The sequence below is a fragment of the Streptomyces atratus genome (assembly GCF_040655115.1).
GTDB lineage: Bacteria > Actinomycetota > Actinomycetes > Streptomycetales > Streptomycetaceae > Streptomyces > Streptomyces atratus_D.
Window position 1 is genome coordinate 267,871 of sequence record NZ_JBFAJH010000002.1, and the last position, 14,666, is coordinate 282,536.

The 14,666-nt window shown below is 71.5% G+C and carries 18 protein-coding genes; 15 read left to right on the forward strand and 3 right to left on the reverse strand.

The features are described 5' to 3' along the window. The first annotated feature begins 20 nt into the window (after positions 1-20). The 3 genes from AB0I23_RS04310 (at position 21) to AB0I23_RS04320 (ending at position 2,145) form a co-directional block, all read left to right on the forward strand. Positions 21-1,283: an alpha/beta fold hydrolase gene (locus AB0I23_RS04310; RefSeq protein WP_359106643.1), complete on the forward strand. Its 1,263-nt coding sequence runs from the start codon at positions 21-23 to the stop codon at positions 1,281-1,283. Beyond that, positions 1,252-1,809: a tRNA (adenosine(37)-N6)-threonylcarbamoyltransferase complex ATPase subunit type 1 TsaE gene (tsaE, locus tag AB0I23_RS04315; protein ID WP_359106645.1), complete on the forward strand. Its 558-nt coding sequence runs from the start codon at positions 1,252-1,254 to the stop codon at positions 1,807-1,809. The genes AB0I23_RS04310 and tsaE overlap by 32 nt, the downstream gene beginning before the upstream one ends. A gap of 135 nt (positions 1,810-1,944) precedes the next feature. After that, complete coding sequence (locus tag AB0I23_RS04320) at positions 1,945-2,145, forward strand: hypothetical protein (protein WP_037688064.1); 201 nt, start codon at positions 1,945-1,947, stop codon at positions 2,143-2,145. 83 nt (positions 2,146-2,228) lie between these two features. Here AB0I23_RS04320 and AB0I23_RS04325 read toward each other — a convergent pair whose 3' ends face one another. After that, a complete protein-coding gene (locus AB0I23_RS04325; protein WP_359106647.1) occupies positions 2,229-2,792 on the reverse strand; it encodes a hypothetical protein in 564 nt (187 codons plus the stop codon). Positions 2,793-2,943: 151 nt separating this feature from the next. Between AB0I23_RS04325 and tsaB the strand changes: the two genes are divergently transcribed. The 8 genes from tsaB to AB0I23_RS04365 all read left to right on the forward strand — a co-directional run bounded on the left by tsaB (position 2,944) and on the right by AB0I23_RS04365 (position 8,607). After that, entirely contained in the window at positions 2,944-3,606 is a 663-nt protein-coding gene (gene tsaB, locus AB0I23_RS04330) for a tRNA (adenosine(37)-N6)-threonylcarbamoyltransferase complex dimerization subunit type 1 TsaB (RefSeq protein WP_359106649.1), read from the forward strand. Further along, entirely contained in the window at positions 3,603-4,118 is a 516-nt protein-coding gene (gene rimI / locus AB0I23_RS04335) for a ribosomal protein S18-alanine N-acetyltransferase (protein ID WP_359106651.1), read from the forward strand. Before tsaB ends, rimI begins: the two co-directional genes overlap by 4 nt. Next, positions 4,118-5,221: a tRNA (adenosine(37)-N6)-threonylcarbamoyltransferase complex transferase subunit TsaD gene (gene tsaD / locus AB0I23_RS04340; RefSeq protein ID WP_359106653.1), complete on the forward strand. Its 1,104-nt coding sequence runs from the start codon at positions 4,118-4,120 to the stop codon at positions 5,219-5,221. Before rimI ends, tsaD begins: the two co-directional genes overlap by 1 nt. After that, positions 5,218-5,493, forward strand: coding sequence for a hypothetical protein (locus tag AB0I23_RS04345; RefSeq protein WP_359106654.1), 276 nt, complete (start codon positions 5,218-5,220; stop codon positions 5,491-5,493). Before tsaD ends, AB0I23_RS04345 begins: the two co-directional genes overlap by 4 nt. A gap of 316 nt (positions 5,494-5,809) precedes the next feature. After that, the gene (locus tag AB0I23_RS04350) at positions 5,810-6,166 is read left to right on the forward strand and encodes a YciI family protein (RefSeq protein WP_359106656.1); all 357 of its coding nucleotides are present in this window, start codon (positions 5,810-5,812) and stop codon (positions 6,164-6,166) included. Between the two features lie 242 nt (positions 6,167-6,408). After that, entirely contained in the window at positions 6,409-7,689 is a 1,281-nt protein-coding gene (locus tag AB0I23_RS04355) for an RNA polymerase sigma factor (RefSeq protein WP_359106658.1), read from the forward strand. A 66-nt stretch (positions 7,690-7,755) separates the two neighbouring features. After that, the gene (locus tag AB0I23_RS04360) at positions 7,756-8,220 is read left to right on the forward strand and encodes a VOC family protein (RefSeq protein ID WP_359106660.1); all 465 of its coding nucleotides are present in this window, start codon (positions 7,756-7,758) and stop codon (positions 8,218-8,220) included. Positions 8,221-8,475: 255 nt separating this feature from the next. Continuing rightward, complete coding sequence (locus tag AB0I23_RS04365) at positions 8,476-8,607, forward strand: hypothetical protein (protein ID WP_359106661.1); 132 nt, start codon at positions 8,476-8,478, stop codon at positions 8,605-8,607. 172 nt (positions 8,608-8,779) lie between these two features. Here the strand turns inward: AB0I23_RS04365 and AB0I23_RS04370 are convergent, their stop codons facing one another. Beyond that, positions 8,780-9,838 (reverse strand): aldo/keto reductase, encoded by a 1,059-nt coding sequence (locus tag AB0I23_RS04370; protein ID WP_359106663.1) that lies wholly within the window; start codon positions 9,836-9,838, stop codon positions 8,780-8,782. A 126-nt stretch (positions 9,839-9,964) separates the two neighbouring features. Between AB0I23_RS04370 and AB0I23_RS04375 the strand changes: the two genes are divergently transcribed. Then, positions 9,965-10,627 (forward strand): hypothetical protein, encoded by a 663-nt coding sequence (locus AB0I23_RS04375; protein WP_359106665.1) that lies wholly within the window; start codon positions 9,965-9,967, stop codon positions 10,625-10,627. A gap of 629 nt (positions 10,628-11,256) precedes the next feature. On the opposite strand, the gene AB0I23_RS04380 is transcribed toward AB0I23_RS04375, so the two are convergent. Next, positions 11,257-12,498 (reverse strand): THUMP-like domain-containing protein, encoded by a 1,242-nt coding sequence (locus AB0I23_RS04380; RefSeq protein WP_359106667.1) that lies wholly within the window; start codon positions 12,496-12,498, stop codon positions 11,257-11,259. Positions 12,499-12,588: 90 nt separating this feature from the next. On the opposite strand from AB0I23_RS04380, the gene AB0I23_RS04385 reads away from it, so the two are divergent. The 3 genes from AB0I23_RS04385 (at position 12,589) to groES (ending at position 14,641) form a co-directional block, all read left to right on the forward strand. Beyond that, a complete protein-coding gene (locus tag AB0I23_RS04385; protein WP_436846869.1) occupies positions 12,589-13,500 on the forward strand; it encodes a polysaccharide deacetylase family protein in 912 nt (303 codons plus the stop codon). Next, entirely contained in the window at positions 13,497-13,856 is a 360-nt protein-coding gene (locus AB0I23_RS04390) for a hypothetical protein (RefSeq protein WP_359106671.1), read from the forward strand. Before AB0I23_RS04385 ends, AB0I23_RS04390 begins: the two co-directional genes overlap by 4 nt. Before the next feature lie 476 nt (positions 13,857-14,332). Beyond that, the gene (gene groES / locus AB0I23_RS04395; RefSeq protein WP_359106673.1) at positions 14,333-14,641 is read left to right on the forward strand and encodes a co-chaperone GroES; all 309 of its coding nucleotides are present in this window, start codon (positions 14,333-14,335) and stop codon (positions 14,639-14,641) included. Positions 14,642-14,666: the final 25 nt, after the last annotated feature.

Consider the following 14,666-nt stretch of genomic DNA (forward strand, 5'->3'; position numbering starts at 1 on the left):
CCGACGAGGAGCACGGCACGGTGAGCGAGATCAGCGCGGGGGACGCGATGGCGACGGCCGCTTCAGCGGTCGGCTGGCGCCGGGCGGGCATCGCCGGAGCGGCCATAGGTGTGATCGCCGCCGGTGCGGCGGCCGGTGTCGCGGTGGAGCGGATGACCGTCGGCCGGGGCATGCGCAGGCGGGCCAGGCTGGCGCTGGACGCCTCGGGGCCGTACGGCTCGCTGCGCGGCATGCCCGGCCGGGCCGCCGCCGACGACGGCACCGAGCTGTACTACGAGACGGACGAGGTCGAACCCGACGGCGGTACGGGCGCGGGCGCCGCGGCAGGTGCGGGCGCCGGGCCCTCCGGGACCGGAACGCGCCGCCGTCGGCTCTTCGGCCGCAAGGTCCCCGGGCCCGTCACCGTCGTCTTCAGCCACGGCTACTGCCTCAGCCAGGATTCCTGGCACTTCCAGCGGGCGGCGCTGCGCGGCCTGGTGCGCACCGTGCACTGGGACCAGCGCAGCCACGGCCGGTCCGAGCGCGGCCGGGCCCAGACGCAGGGCGTGACGGTCGGCATCGACCAGCTCGGCCGTGATCTGAAGGCGGTCATCGACGCGGCCGCGCCCGAGGGCCGGCTGATCCTCGTCGGCCACTCGATGGGCGGCATGACGATCATGGCGCTCGCCGACCAGCACCCGCAGCTGATCCGGGACCGGGTCGCCGCCGTCGCGTTCGTGGGTACGTCGAGCGGGAAACTCGGCGAAGTCAGCTTCGGGCTGCCGGTCGCGGGAGTGAACGCCGTGCGGCGGGTGCTGCCCGGGGTGCTGAAGGCGCTCGGCTCGCAGCCGGAGCTGGTGGAGCGGGGACGGCGGGCGACCGCCGATCTGTTCGCCGGGCTCATCAAGCGGTACTCGTTCGGTTCCCGGGACGTGGACCCGGCGGTCGAGCGGTTCGCCGAGCGGCTCATCGAGTCCACGCCGATCGATGTGGTCGCGGAGTTCTACCCGGCCTTCACCGAGCACGACAAGAGCGCGGCGCTGCCCGCGTTCCGTGACGTGCCGGTGCTGATCCTGGCGGGCGACAAGGACCTGGTGACGCCCAGCTCGCACAGCGAGGTGATCGCCGACGAGCTGCCGGACGCGGAGCTGGTCATCGTCCCGGACGCCGGGCATCTGGTGATGCTGGAGCACCCGGAGACGGTGACCGACCGGCTGGCGGACCTGCTGGTACGGATCGGAGCCGTACCGGCAAGGACTAACGTTGGCGGGCATGGAAGCACCGCACAACAGCCCGGCACCTGAGACCGCGCACGTCCCGGCGGCCGTGACCGCACCGGCCCAGGTCGCAGCCCGTCTCGATGTCACGTCCCCCGAACAGATGCAGGCACTGGGCCGCCGTATCGCCGGTCTGCTGCGCCCCGGCGACCTCGTGATGCTCAGCGGCGAGCTCGGCGCCGGCAAGACGACACTGACCCGGGGGCTCGGCGAGGGGCTCGGGGTGCGCGGCGCCGTCACCTCGCCCACCTTTGTGATCGCCCGTGTCCACCCGTCGCTGCGTGGCGGTCCGGCGCTCGTCCATGTCGACGCCTACCGGCTGGGCGGCGGCCTCGACGAGATGGAGGACCTGGACCTCGACGTGTCGCTGCCGGAGTCGGTGGTGGTCGTGGAGTGGGGCGACGGCAAGGTCGAGGAGCTCTCGGACGACCGGCTGCAGGTGCAGATCCACCGCGCGGTCGGCGACACGGACGACGAACGGCGCTCGGTCACGCTGGTCGGGATCGGGGAGCGCTGGTCAGGACTGGGGGCGGCGCTGGAAGCCGGCCGCTGAGACCGCACCGACACGTTGCCGACGGGCTGTCGGCACATTGTTGCGCGGGGCGGCCCGGGCGTGGTCACATGGATGGCGAGAGCTGGTTAGGTCTGCCTAACCATGCCTTCCACCGGAGCCCCAGGAGGCATCCCCATGCCGACGCCCGAGCGTGAAGCGCAGCCGCAGCCGCCAGAGACGTCCGCGGTGTCGATGAAGGATCTGCTGGCGGCCTGCGCCGCGGCGAGCGCGGTCTCGACGCCGCCGTCGGAGGAACGGCAGGAGCGCCAGGAGCGGCACGAGCCTCAGGAGCAGCAGGGGTCCCAGGGGTGTGACGGGGAGCGCAACGCCGCGTAGGCGGCGTGCCGCGGATCAGGCGCGGCCCCGGCCGTGATCCGCCGGATGCCATCCAGGGTGTCCGTTCCCCGTCCCCGGTGGCCCTACGGGACGACGACCACCGTGGCGCCGACCGTCGCGAACGTCCACATCGCGTCGCCGTCCGCGCGTTTCATCCGTACCCCGCCGGTCTTCAGCTTCGGGTCCGGGCTCTCCATGGAGCCGTCCTGTGCCGCACTGAACCCGACGGGCACACCCCCGTCGGCCATCGCGAACAGCACCACGTGCTCGATCGGCACGCCGTCCGAGCCCTTGATGACGCCTGTGCGCGAACGCACCTTGTAGGTCTCGGGCCGCGGGTTCACGGCGCTCGGCATGACGGCGAAGGTCCGGGTCACCTTCCCCTGTGCGTCGACCAGCCACACGCGCCGGTCGCCCAGCGCGTACACCACCCGCGCTCCGGTCCCGGATTCGGCGGGCAGCGTGGTGGGACGCTCTTTCTCCTTCGGCTCGGCACGGCCGACGGCGGGGGCGCTGCTGGACGCCTTCGCCCTGGGGACGGCGACGGAGTCGGGGGCGTTCGCCGATGCCTGGTAGGCCAGGAAACCGACCGCGGCGACTGCCGCCGCGGTGAGCCCGGCCACGATTCCCGAGCTGCCCCTTGCCACCGTGCGCGCCCCTTTCGCCGACGTCCGTATGTCGTACAAGCGTTTATGTCGTACCCCGCGTCTACCCGGTGACGGTAGCAGCAGGGACCGGTGGGAACGGGACGCCGTACGGGGCGCCATGGAGCCGTCGGGGGAGCCGTAGGCTGTTTGCGTGCTCTTGCTCGCCGTGGATACCGCCACCCCCGCCGTCACCGTCGCCCTGCACGACGGGAACTCCGTCGTCGCCGAGTCGGGTCAGGTCGACGCCCGAAGGCACGGGGAGCTGCTGCTGCCCGCCGTCGACCGGGTCCTCGGCGAGGCCGGGGTGAGACTCGACGCCGTGACCGGTGTGGTCGTGGGCGTCGGCCCCGGCCCGTACACCGGTCTGCGGGTCGGTCTGGTGACCGCCGCGACGTTCGGCTCGGCGCTGTCCGTACCGGTGCACGGGCTGTGCACGCTGGACGGCCTCGCGTACGCCGCCGGGCAGGGCGGCCTGGAGGGCCCGTTCGCCGTGGCCACGGACGCCCGCCGCAAGGAGGTCTACTGGGCGCGGTACGAGGACCCCCGTACCCGCGTCGGCGAACCCGCCGTCGACCGTCCCGCCGACATCGCCCAACAGCTCGCCGGGCTCCCGGTGGTCGGGGCGGGCGCGGTGCTCTACCCCGACGCGTTCCCGGACGCCCGCGGTCCCGAGCACGTCAGCGCCGGTGCGCTCGCCGCCCTGGCCGCCGAGCGGCTCGCCGCGGGAGCGGAGCTGCTGCCGCCGCAGCCGCTGTATCTGCGCCGGCCCGACGCCCAGGTCCCGAAGAACTACAAGGTGGTCACCCCGAAGTGACGAGCCGGACTGCCGAACTGCGTGAGATGCGCTGGTGGGACATCGACCCGGTGCTGCAGCTCGAACACGAGCTGTTCCCGGAGGACGCCTGGTCGGCCGGCATGTTCTGGTCCGAGCTGGCGCACGCCCGCGGGCTGCGGGCCACCCGCCGCTATGTCGTCGCCGAGTCCCCGGAAACCGGGCGGATCGTCGGGTACGCGGGACTCGCCGCCGCCGGTGACCTCGGCGACGTCCAGACGATCGGCGTCACCCGCGACCACTGGGGCGGCGGGCTGGGCTCCGAACTCCTCACCGATCTGCTGAAGCACGCCACGGCCTTCGAATGCGCGGAGGTGCTCCTCGAAGTCCGGGTCGACAACACGCGTGCGCAGAGGCTGTACGAACGCTTCGGCTTCGAACCGATCGGCTTCCGCCGCGGCTACTACCAGCCGGGCAATGTCGACGCGCTCGTCATGCGCCTCCACGTACAAGAACCCGCACCAGAGCACGTACAGGAAACTGGGACTGACTGATGGCTGACGAACCGCTCGTACTCGGCATCGAGACCTCCTGCGACGAGACCGGCGTCGGCATCGTCCGCGGTACGACGCTGCTCGCGGACGCCGTCGCGTCCAGCGTCGACACCCACGCCCGCTACGGTGGCGTCGTCCCGGAGATCGCCTCCCGCGCGCACCTGGAGGCGATGGTCCCGACCATCGAACGCGCCCTGAAGGAGGCGGGCGTCAGCGCCCGCGACCTCGACGGCATCGCCGTCACCGCCGGCCCCGGGCTGGCGGGCGCGCTGCTCGTCGGCGTCTCGGCGGCGAAGGCGTACGCGTACGCCCTGAACAAGCCGCTGTACGGGGTGAACCACCTGGCCTCGCACATCTGCGTCGACCAGCTGGAGCACGGCCCGCTGCCCGAGCCGACGATGGCGCTGCTGGTCAGCGGCGGCCACTCCTCGCTGCTGCTCGCGCCGGACATCACCGACGACGTACGGCCGCTGGGCGCGACCATCGACGACGCGGCGGGCGAGGCGTTCGACAAGATCGCCCGGGTGCTGAACCTCGGCTTCCCCGGCGGCCCGGTCATCGACCGGCTGGCGAAGGAGGGCGATCCCAGGGCGATCGCGTTCCCGCGCGGACTGAGCGGCTCGCGCGACCCCGCGTACGACTTCTCCTTCTCCGGTCTGAAGACGTCCGTCGCCCGCTGGATCGAGGCGAAGCGGGCCGCGGGCGAGGAGGTGCCGGTACGCGACGTGGCGGCGTCCTTCCAGGAGGCGGTCGTCGATGTGCTCACCCGGAAGGCCGTCCGGGCCTGCAAGGACGAGGGCGTCGACCACCTGATGATCGGCGGCGGCGTCGCGGCCAACTCGCGGCTGCGGGCGCTCGCCGAGGAGCGGTGCGAGCGGGCCGGTATCCGGCTGCGGGTGCCGCGGCCCGGACTGTGCACGGACAACGGGGCGATGGTCGCGGCTCTGGGCGCCGAGATGGTGGCGCGCAACCGTCCCCCGTCCGACCTGGAACTGTCGGCGGACTCGTCGCTGCCGGTGACGGACTCGCATGTGCCGGGCAGCGCGCACGCCCACGACCACGACCATGTGCATGAGATCAGCAAGGACAACCTCTACTCATGACCGTCGCCCTCATGTGGGAGGCCCGGGCCGTGGTCGGCCGGGGCGCCGAACTGCTGGAGTGGGCCCGGGCCCGCGCCGGTGAGCTGGCGGGCGAGCCGCTGCGGTACGAGCTGCTGCGCGCCCCGCAGGACCGGGTGCTGGTCATCACCTGGTGGGAGGCGGCATACGACGCCGAGCTGCCCGAGCTGCCCGAACCCGCAGCCGATTTGATCACCCGGGCGGTGCACCGCTGGCGGTTCGAGGCAGTCGGCGACTCCACCGGCGGAACATGAGAAAACTCAAGGGATCCTGAGATTTTCCGAAGGAAAACCGAACAACGGTTCCCGCCGTGATCATGCGGACCTACGTTCCTCGACGTGACCGGAGAGAAGAGACGCTTGCCCGTCGTCGCCGCCCCGTCCGACCCCAACGGGTGGTGGCGCGGGAACCGGCCGCGAGCAAGCTGTGGGCGTCCCTGCGGTAGTCCGGAGAAGTCTCCCGGAAACTTCTTCAATTTCTTCGGGCGAGTGTGTCGATTGCGGCGTCTCCCGTTCGACGCAAGGGTGAGAAGCAGGGAAAGCCCCCGCCCTCCTGTACCGAGGAGTCACCATGCCGCGCTTCCTGTCGATGATCCGCATCGATGAGCAGAACCTCCCCTCCGAGGCCCCCGACCCCGACTTCGAGGCGCGCATGGGCGCGCTCTTCGAGGAGATCACCAAGGCCGGGGTCATGCTGGAGACCGCCGGGCTCACCCCCACCTCGCAGGGGACCCGGGTCACCTGGGAGGGCGGCAAGCTGAGCTACACCGACGGGCCCTTCACCGAGACGAAGGAAGTCGTCGGCGGCTACGCCATCACCCAGTGCAAGGACATGGCCGAGGCGCTGGAGTGGACCAAGCGGTTCCTGGAGATCCACCCGAAGAACTGGACCGTCACCTCCGAGGTCCGTGAGATCGCCGAGAGCTAGTGCCCCTCCCGGCAAGCTTTGCCCCGTCGCACCGTCCGGCACGCACGCTCGCCGCGTTGGCCAAAAGCCCTGGTAGCTCCTTCCCCAAGCTCTCAACTCCGTTCGAGCAGGGGAGACCCCATCCAAGGACTTCCGGCCGCCTTGCGATCGCACGCACCGGACGACGCTCCTGATGGGGCAAACATTGCCGGTCACGGCACTAGTGCCGCGCTTGCTCCGCCCCGGTACGGCTGCTCTGATGGGTGGCCGTGACGGAAGCAAGCGCGACGCAGGCGGTCGAGGCGGTATTCAGGATCGAGTCCGCGCGGATCATCGCCGGTGTCGCCCGCATCGTGCGGGACGTCGGCATCGCCGAGGAGCTCGCGCAGGACGCTCTGGTCGCCGCGCTGGAGCAGTGGCCGGAGTCGGGTGTCCCGGACAGACCGGGCGCCTGGCTCATGGCCACCGCCAAGCACCGCGCGATCGATCTCGTGCGCCGCAAGGAGACGTACGCGCGGAAGCTGGCCGAGGTCGGGCGGACCTGGGAGACCGTGCCGCCGCCCGATCCGGGGGACTTCAACAACGCCGAGGACCCCGACCGCATCGACGACGACCTGCTGCGGCTGATTTTCACCGCCTGCCACCCCGTGCTGTCGACGGAGGCCCGGATCGCGCTCACCCTGCGGCTGCTCGGCGGACTCACCACCGACGAGATCGCCCGGGCGTTCCTGGCGTCCGAGCCGACCGTCGCCCAGCGCATCGTCCGCGCGAAACGCACCCTGGGCCGGGCGGGCGTTCCCTTCGAAGTGCCGTACGGCCCCGAGCGCGCGGCCCGGCTCGGCTCCGTCCTCGAAGTCATCTATCTGATCTTCAACGAGGGTTACTCGGCCACCGCGGGCGACGACTGGCTGCGCCCGGCGCTCTGCGAGGACGCGCTGCGGCTGGCCCGGGTGCTGGCCGCACTGATGGACAAGGAACCCGAAGTGCACGGTCTGGTGGCCCTGTTGGAACTCCAGGCGTCCCGCATCGCGGCCCGGACCGGGCCGGAGGGTGCGCCCGTGCTGCTCGCCGACCAGAACCGGTCCCGCTGGGACCGGCTGCTGATCCGGCGCGGGTACGCGGCCCTGGAGCGGGCGAACGCGGTGGGCGACGCCCCGGGCCCGTACGCCCTGCAGGCGGCGATCGCCGCGTGCCACGCCCACGCGGTGAGGTACGAGGAGACGGACTGGACGGTCATCGCCACGCTCTACGGGCTGCTGCTGAAGGCGGCCCCGTCGCCGGTCGTCGAGCTGAACCGCGCGGTCGCCGTCTCGACGGCGGAGGGACCGGAGGCGGGGCTCGCGCTGGTCGACGCCCTGGCCGGGGACCCGGCGCTGAGCACGTACCACCTGCTGCCGAGCGTGCGCGGCGATCTGCTGGCGCGGCTGGGGCGCACGGGCGAGGCACGGGCGGAGTTCCTGCGGGCGGCGGAACTGACCCGGAACGCGCGTGAGCGGGCGCTGCTGCTGGCCCGGGCGGAGAAGGGATCCGGCGCGGCGCGATGAGTTTCCGCGCCCCGCCCGGTCTACCTTGCACAGCCAACGCCCGTACGGACAGCCGAGGAGCAGGCCATGCAGAAGATCAAGACCTTCCTGTGGTTCGACAACCAGGCCGAGGAGGCCGCGAACTTCTATGTCTCCGTCTTCGGGGGCGACTCGAAGGTGCTCGGCGTGTCGCACTACACCGAGTCGTCGCCCGGTGAGCCGGGCACCGTCATGACCGTCGACTTCCGGCTGGCCGGCCAGGAGTACGTGGCGCTCAACGGCGGTCCGCAGTTCCCCTTCACCGAGGCGATCTCGCTGGCCGTCGACTGCGAGACGCAGGCGGAGGTCGACGAGCTGTGGGACCGGCTCACCGACGGCGGCGAGGAGAGCCAGTGCGGCTGGCTCAAGGACAAGTACGGGCTGTCCTGGCAGATCGTCCCGCGCGGGCTGTCCGAGGCGCTCTCCCACCCCGACCCGGCCAAGGCGGACCGGGCGATGAAGGCCATGCTCGGCATGAGGAAGCTCGACATCGAGGCGCTGCGCAACGCCTGACGGCGTCCGCGGCGCCCGGCCGGCGGCTCCCGGCCGATGCGGACCAGGGCCCGGTGGGCCGCGGTGTGCGACACGTGCCCCAAAGTCGCCCCGGTGAGCGGCAACTGACGGACCATGGGCGGGAATCGGTCTACCGGCCGACCGGACTGTACGCCACTGAGGTGGCCCGGGTCGCGCGGGCGCACCGGCCGGTCCGGCAGCCTCGTTGACCGCGTGACCGGGGCGCATCGGGCGCCCGTCGCGAGAGGAGTCATCATGTCCGACCAGTACGACTACAGCCCCGAGTCGGGGGCGGGCGGCGACGGCGCCGACGACTCCGAGTACGACAGCGCGGACGCCGGACTCGACGGGTACAGCGAGTACCCGGACGGCCGGTCGGACAGCTGAGACCGTACGGAACGGGCGGGATCCCCGTCGCCACCGGCCCCGCCCGTCCCCGTTCCGGACTCACCTCGTCGGACCAGCGCCGCCGCGATCCCGTCGGTCGCCGCGATCGGCCGCTCCGGGTCCCCGTTCAGCCGTCCCCAGGGGGCCGCCGTCACCGTACGCGCCTGCGCCGCTAGCGGATCTCGTTCGCCGCCCGGCGGTAGGTCGAGCGCCGGTCTGTGATGTCCGTCCAGAGGTCCCCGTACACGTTCCTCGTGACCCCCGGCTCCCGCAGGAAGTCGTGCGGGAAGCCGAGCGACACCTCGCTCGCCGCGTCGAGCCGGTGCATCGCGTCGGCGTCGAGCGTGACATCGACACTGGCGAGATTGTCGGCGAGCTGGCTCACCTTGGTGGCGGCGACGATCGGGATGATGTTCCCGGGCCGTCCGCGCAGCCACGCCAGCGCCACCTGCGCCGGGCTCCAGCCGCCCTGTTCGGCGACCTCCAGCACCGTGGTGAGGACCGCCTCCTCCCGGCGATCGGCCCGGTTGTCGAAGGCGGGCGAGTCCAGCCGGCCCGTTTCGCCGCGCCGGTACTTCCCGGTGAGTTTGCCTGCGGCGAGCGGGCTCCACGCCAGCACGGCCTGGTCGAAGGCGCGGGCCTGCGGCAGCAGTTCTCGTTCCGGGGTGCGCTCCAGCAGGTTGTACCGCAGCTGCGAACCGGCGAACGAGGTCCAGCCCCGCAGCTCGGCCAGCGTGCTCGCCTGCGCGATCTCCCACGCCGCCCAGTCCGACACCCCGAGATAGAGCACCTTGCCGGACCGTACGAGGTCGTCGAGGGCGCGCATGACCTCCTCGACCGGGGTGAAGTTGTCCCGCGCGTGCACCCACAGGACATCGATGCGGTCGGTACGCAGCCGGGCGAGGCTCGCCTCCACCGACTGGACCAGGTTCTTCCGGTGGTTGCCCGCCGCGTTCACATCGCCCGTGCGGGTGGCGCAGCTGTACTTCGTGGCGAGTACGAACCGGTCCCGGCGGCCTTCGAGCAGCTCGCCGAGGATCGTCTCCGAACTGCCGTTGGTGTAGTTGTTGGCGGTGTCGATGAAGTTGCCGCCCGCGTCCGCGTACGCGTCGACGATCCGGGCGCTGGTTTCCTTGTCCGCGCCCCATCCCCAGTCCTCGCCGATGGTCATGGAGCCGAGGCTCAGCTCGCTCACCCGCAGGCCGGTCCGGCCGAACAGCGTGTACTGCACAGGGTTCTCCCTCGCTACGTGCGTGCTTCCGGTCAGCTGGTCGCATTCGGACGTTACGAGCTGGAGCGCGCTTCACCGCAAGCCACGCCGAAACTGTGCCCGCACCCGGTCGGTAGGGTCTGGCCCATGTCTCGCCGCACACTGCCGCCGCCTCCTCCGCCCGTCGAGATACGCTCCTGGCCCGGCAGGGAGGCCCTGCTCGCCGACCGGGCGGTCGTCCTCGGTGAACTGGTCACCCTGCATGTGGGGCGCGGCCGGCTGGTGGTGCTGTGGCTGTGGGGCGCCCTGTGCGCGCTCGGCTGGTCGCTGGTGGGGACCGCGGTCCTCACGTTCGAGGAGTCGTACGACATCTTCGGCGTCGTCCTCGGCGTCGTCCTCGCCGCTCTGGGCGCCTGCTGCGTCGTACCGTCGGTGGTCTTCGTCGTCGTCGGTCTGCGCCGCGACCGGAAGATCCGCCGACTGCTCGACGCCTGGGGCGAGTTGGACCGGGATCCGGACGGTGACCTGCGACTGCGGGCGCCCGGCGCGAGCCTCGCCTGGATGCTGTCGTCGTTCGTGCTGTGCGCGGTCGGGCTGTACGCCTGCGTGGCCGTTCCGGCAGGTGCGGAGGCCCCCGAGGACACCTACGGTGCGGTCGCCCTCGTCATGGGACTCGGGATGATCGGCTGGCTGCTCGGTCTGATCGGCGTCACCAAGGCGTTCGCGCACCGCCGTTGGGTGCTGAGGGTGCTCGTCGGGGCGCCAGGGCCCGAGCCGCTGTTCTCCGTCGGCGGCGGTGCTCACCGCTGAATCCGCCTCTGTCCTGGCCGCGTAGCAGGATCCGCGCAGGGGGAGGGTTCGCAACTGCTGGGCAGACACATCGTTGTGGCGAACGTGGACACGATGGGGTGAACGGTGTGACGAGCTGCGGGTATGCCAGGTGAGGTGCGGGTAGCAGTCTGGGACGCCGGGTGGGGCGTCAGCAGTCGGGACCCCGGTGTCGCCGGAGTGATGGTTCGGGGTCTCCCCGTCGCCTCCGGCCACACCCGTATGGCCAGGTCGTAGGGATTCCGGCCGCCCGGGACGGACCGCATACGGATGTGCGTCGCCGACCGGGACGCGAAAGCCGAGGACCAGTGCGCCCAGGACCGTTCGGGGCGTGCCGGTGAGCCGGGGCTCACTCCTGCCCACCGCCCAGGAACGGTGTCACATGGAGTGGTACTGATGGGTGCTCATATCTTCTGGACCGGTCGGTCTGAGAGCCTGTCGGGTGGCCTTCGATCGGAGAGCGGACGCGGCATGGTGCGTGCGATTCCAAGGCGCCGGGATGGCCTTGGACGGGGTCTCCCCTGCTCGAACGAAGCTGAGAGCTCGGGGAAGGAGCCACCAGGGCATTTCGGCAACGCCGGAAGCGTGCGTGCCAGGGCGTGGCCGCCCGATCAGAGGTCACCCGACAAGCTCTCAGGCGTGCCGGGCCGCACGGGGTGGCCGATCAGCATGGTCGGCGCCCCGGCGACCCGGGTCAGGAACACCGTCGCCGCGTTCGGGCCCTGCAGCTTCATCTTCCGGCGCAGCTCCTCCGGTTCGACGGCCGAGCCCCGCTTCTTGACGGTCAGGACGCCGACCTTCCGTTCCCGCAGCAGCGCCTTCAGCTTCTTCATGTTGAAGGGCAGCCGGTCGGTGATCTCGTACGCGGCCGTGTACGGGGAGTCGTACGGCTCGTCGCTCGTGACGTACGCGATCGTCTCGTCGACCAGCCGGCCGCCCGACCGCGCCACGATGTCGGCGACCAGATGGGCGCGGATGACGGCGCCGTCCGGCTCGTACAGATAGCGGCCCACCGGTCCGACAGGCGGGGCGGGCAGCACGGCCGGGGCCGACAGGGTGGCGCCCGCCGGGAGCAGGGTGGCGCGGTACGAGCCCGGGGCGAACCCTTCGCCGAACCAGAGCACCGCCTCCTTCACATCACCGGCGTCCGAGATCCACTCCGCCTCCGCCTGCGCCGGGATTGCCTCGTGCGGGATGCCGGGGGCGATCTTCAGCGCGGCGCGGGGGGCCGCCAGCGCGGCGCCGGTCGCCCAGGAGAGCGGCGGTGAGTACGCCTCGGGGTCGAAGATCCTGCCGCGTCCGCCGCGCCGGGCCGGGTCGACGAAGACCGCGTCGTACGCGGATGTGTCGATCTCGGTGACATCGGCGCAGCGCACGTCGATCAGGGTGTCGAGACCGAGCGCGGCGGCATTGGCGCGGGCCACCTCGACCGTCAGCGGGTCGCGGTCCACGGCGAGGACGCGGACGCCCGCACGGGCGAGGGCGAGGGCGTCACCGCCGATCCCGCAGCAGAGGTCGGCGACGCTGCGTACGCCCGCTTCGGCGAAGCGCCTGGCGCGGTAGGTGGCGACCGAGGTACGGGTCGCCTGCTCGACACCGTTCGGCGTGAAGAACATCCGGTACGCGTCCTCGGCGCCGAACTTCGACACGGCCCGCTGCCGCAGGCGCGCCTGCCCCAGCGCCGCCGACACCAGCGGGGCCGGATGGCTGCGGCGCAGCCGGGTGGCGGTGGCGAGCTCCTGGGAGGGGTCGTACGCCCGCAGCTCGGCGAGGAGTGCCTCGCCCTCGGGTGTGCGCAGGGCCGTGAAGGCGGCGAGCGGGTCGGTCGGGTCGGTCGGATCGAAGGCGTTCACGGGCCCATTGTGAGCCAGCCGGGGGACCGCGCGGGCCCGGCGGCGGTGTCGGCCGGAGCGGTCGAGCAGCCACTGACAGTATGCGAAACCATGCAGGATGTACGACAAAAGGAAGATTTACGCGTAAGGAGGCATGGACTGGGCGCGATGCGGCGCGGACCGGGCCATGTGGTCCTGGCCGCACTCCTGGTCGCCGCGGCCGCCTCCGGCTGCGCGTCCGAGTCCGGCGGCGGGCACGGGGCGGCCGGACCCGCCGCCGGCCATCCGGGCGGCCCCGCCCAGCGGACGCAGGCCGCACGCGCGGTGGCGGCCAGGAAGTGGGGGCTGGCCGACACACCGCTGGCCCCTCCCGCACCGCCCGCCGGGAAACCGCGCCTCACCACCCGCAAGGGGTTCGAGGTCGAGGGCGGCGACGACTCGCTGCCACCCGTCATCACCACCGTCCCCACCGGGGAACGCATCGTCTTGCTGGACGACGGCGACAACAAGGACCCCGAGCTGTTGCGGATGATGGCCGAGCTCGACATCCCGTACAGCGCATTCCTCAGCGACTACCTGGTCCGCAACGACTACGGCTACTTCAAGGAGATGCAGAACCGGGGCGTCACGCTCAACAATCACACGCTCAACCACCCCTACCTGCGCGGCCTTTCCTCCAGTGAGCAGAAGAGCGAGATCTGCGGCCAGCAGGACATCATCGAGAAGGAGTTCGGCAGGCGGCCCACCCTCTTCCGCCCGCCGTACGGCACCTACAACGGGGACACACTGCGCATCGCGCAGTCCTGTGGCATCAGGGCCGTGCTCCTCTGGGCCGAGGAGGCGTTCCCCGACCGCATGGAGTGGCGCGAGCCGGACCGCGATCTGCACCCCGGCGACATCATCCTCACGCACTTCAGGGGCCGTAAGGACTGGGGCGGCTCCATGGCCGACCTGATCCGCGCGGTCATGAAGACCATCACGGACAAGGGGTACGCCGTGGCCCGGCTGGAGGACTACGTATGAGAAGGGCGCACCGGCTGCTCGCCGGACTGCTGGCAACCGGTGCGCTCCTGGTCGCCACCGCCGGGTGCGCGCAGTCGGTCGACCCGATCGAACGACTGGGCCTGAAGGCCGCGCAGAAGGTGAGCCGGCCGCACCCGACGCCGGGACCGGCGGCGGGGCGGGAGTCGGAGCGGCGGGCGGGTGTGCGGGGTGATCACGGGGCGGCGGGGTCGATGGTCGTCGTCTCCTGCGGCCGACGGGGTCGGTCGCAGGATTCCGGGCACGCGCGGTTGTCTCCGCCGCTGAGACGCTGGTGGCCGGACCGGCCGGTGCCGTCCGGCGGAGTGGGTGCGGGGATGGACTGCGAGCGACGGTAGTCGCAGTCCCCGGTCCGCACCGTCACGCACGCGCGGCAGCGCGACGGTGATCGCGACGGCCACCCGGGTGATCGCCCCGGAAGGCGGTCAAGGGCCCCGCCCCGGTCCATCGGCGGCGGTTCGGCCGCCTCGCCGATGTGGGGACCTGTCCCGACGACGGGGCGCCGACGCGGGGGCGACGTCCGGCATCTCCCGCCGTCGTACGGAACGGTGCGGTCCGTTCCTGCGTTCCCCGTACGTTGTCCCGATCGAGACGATCCGGTGCTGTGACGCCACGACCGCACTGAATTGGCACTCCGCTTGACCGAGTGCTAATCGCGGTCATAGTCTCAGCTCTGGCACTCCCCAGTGGAGAGTGCCAGCAGTACTGTGCGATCGGCAGGTCCGGCACCCGCGACGACGGACCCATCTGATCGCCACCCCAGACAGTTAACCCCGCAGTTAACCCCGAGATCTCCGAAGGGGGAGGCCGGATCGTGACGACCACCAGCTCCAAGGTTGCCATCAAGCCGCTTGAGGACCGCATTGTGGTCCAGCCGCTCGACGCCGAGCAGACCACGGCCTCTGGCCTGGTCATCCCGGACACCGCCAAGGAGAAGCCCCAGGAGGGCGTCGTCCTGGCCGTGGGCCCGGGCCGCTTCGAGAACGGCGAGCGTCTGCCGCTCGACGTCAACACCGGTGACGTCGTGCTGTACAGCAAGTACGGCGGCACCGAGGTGAAGTACAACGGCGAGGATTACCTCGTCCTCTCGGCTCGCGACGTGCTCGCGATCATCGAGAAGTAATTCACACACGTTTGCTTCCGTTCTG

What these genes read in the sequence shown, in the direction of transcription:
- tsaE (WP_359106645.1), top strand. Translation starts at nt 1,252, where the DNA reads ATGGAAGCACCGCACAACAGCCCGGCACCTGAGACCGCGCACGTCCCG.
- AB0I23_RS04320 (WP_037688064.1), top strand. Translation starts at nt 1,945, where the DNA reads ATGCCGACGCCCGAGCGTGAAGCGCAGCCGCAGCCGCCAGAGACGTCC.
- tsaD (WP_359106653.1), top strand. Translation starts at nt 4,118, where the DNA reads ATGGCTGACGAACCGCTCGTACTCGGCATCGAGACCTCCTGCGACGAG.
- AB0I23_RS04345 (WP_359106654.1), top strand. Translation starts at nt 5,218, where the DNA reads ATGACCGTCGCCCTCATGTGGGAGGCCCGGGCCGTGGTCGGCCGGGGC.
- AB0I23_RS04350 (WP_359106656.1), top strand. Translation starts at nt 5,810, where the DNA reads ATGCCGCGCTTCCTGTCGATGATCCGCATCGATGAGCAGAACCTCCCC.
- AB0I23_RS04360 (WP_359106660.1), top strand. Translation starts at nt 7,756, where the DNA reads ATGCAGAAGATCAAGACCTTCCTGTGGTTCGACAACCAGGCCGAGGAG.
- AB0I23_RS04365 (WP_359106661.1), top strand. Translation starts at nt 8,476, where the DNA reads ATGTCCGACCAGTACGACTACAGCCCCGAGTCGGGGGCGGGCGGCGAC.
- AB0I23_RS04375 (WP_359106665.1), top strand. Translation starts at nt 9,965, where the DNA reads ATGTCTCGCCGCACACTGCCGCCGCCTCCTCCGCCCGTCGAGATACGC.
- AB0I23_RS04385 (WP_436846869.1), top strand. Translation starts at nt 12,589, where the DNA reads ATGCAGGATGTACGACAAAAGGAAGATTTACGCGTAAGGAGGCATGGA.
- AB0I23_RS04390 (WP_359106671.1), top strand. Translation starts at nt 13,497, where the DNA reads ATGAGAAGGGCGCACCGGCTGCTCGCCGGACTGCTGGCAACCGGTGCG.